We start from the raw sequence: 579 nt of genomic DNA, 5'->3' as shown, positions 1-579 counted from the left end.
CCGGACGACCTGAAGGGCCCGGCCGTGTTCCTCGCCTCCGACGCGAGCGACTTCGTCAACGGGCACGTGCTGTACGTGGACGGCGGCATTCTCGCCTACATCGGCAAGCAGCCGTGAAATTGAATGATGGAGCGTCTTCCACGTTGCGGGAGGATCGACGTACCTTCGTACGCCTTCACCTCCCGCGCCTCGAAGCCGCACGCATCATTCAATTTCACGCCCCAGGCCACGCGCAAATCCCAGCGTCCCCGGCGTTACGGCGGGCTCGACGTACCTTCGTACGCCTTCGCCCGGCGACGACGGAATTCGCACGCATCCCCGCAATCCCGCGCCCCAAGGGCGCATGTAATCCCCTGGCTTCCCTCCCCACACGGGGAGGGAAGCTGTCACCGACAGGTGACTGATGAGAGGGGCTTGGGCGAGGCGCCAAGGCCGACCCCCATGCCCCGGACGCCCCCGGGCCCCGCACACGCATTCCACACACATCGAAAGGACTTCCAACCATCATGCGCATCGCACTGATCAACGAGAACAGCCAGGCCGCGAAGAACGGCCTCATCTACACGGCCCTCAAGGCCG

The 579-nt window shown here is 65.1% G+C and carries 1 protein-coding gene; it reads left to right on the top strand.

Annotation, left to right across the window (positions count from 1 at the left end; genetic code table 11):
* Positions 1–117, top strand: a 117-nt coding sequence (locus CSQ87_RS10650; protein ID WP_117434935.1) for an SDR family oxidoreductase, incomplete at its 5' end; no start/stop codon positions are given.
* Between the last annotated feature and the right edge of the window lie 462 nt (positions 118–579).

The organism is Bifidobacterium simiarum, from assembly GCF_002802905.1.
GTDB classification, from domain to species: Bacteria; Actinomycetota; Actinomycetes; order Actinomycetales; family Bifidobacteriaceae; genus Galliscardovia; species Galliscardovia simiarum.
The sequence above is the reverse complement of the archived record's forward strand: the minus strand, read 5'-3'. Positions and strand labels throughout refer to the sequence as shown.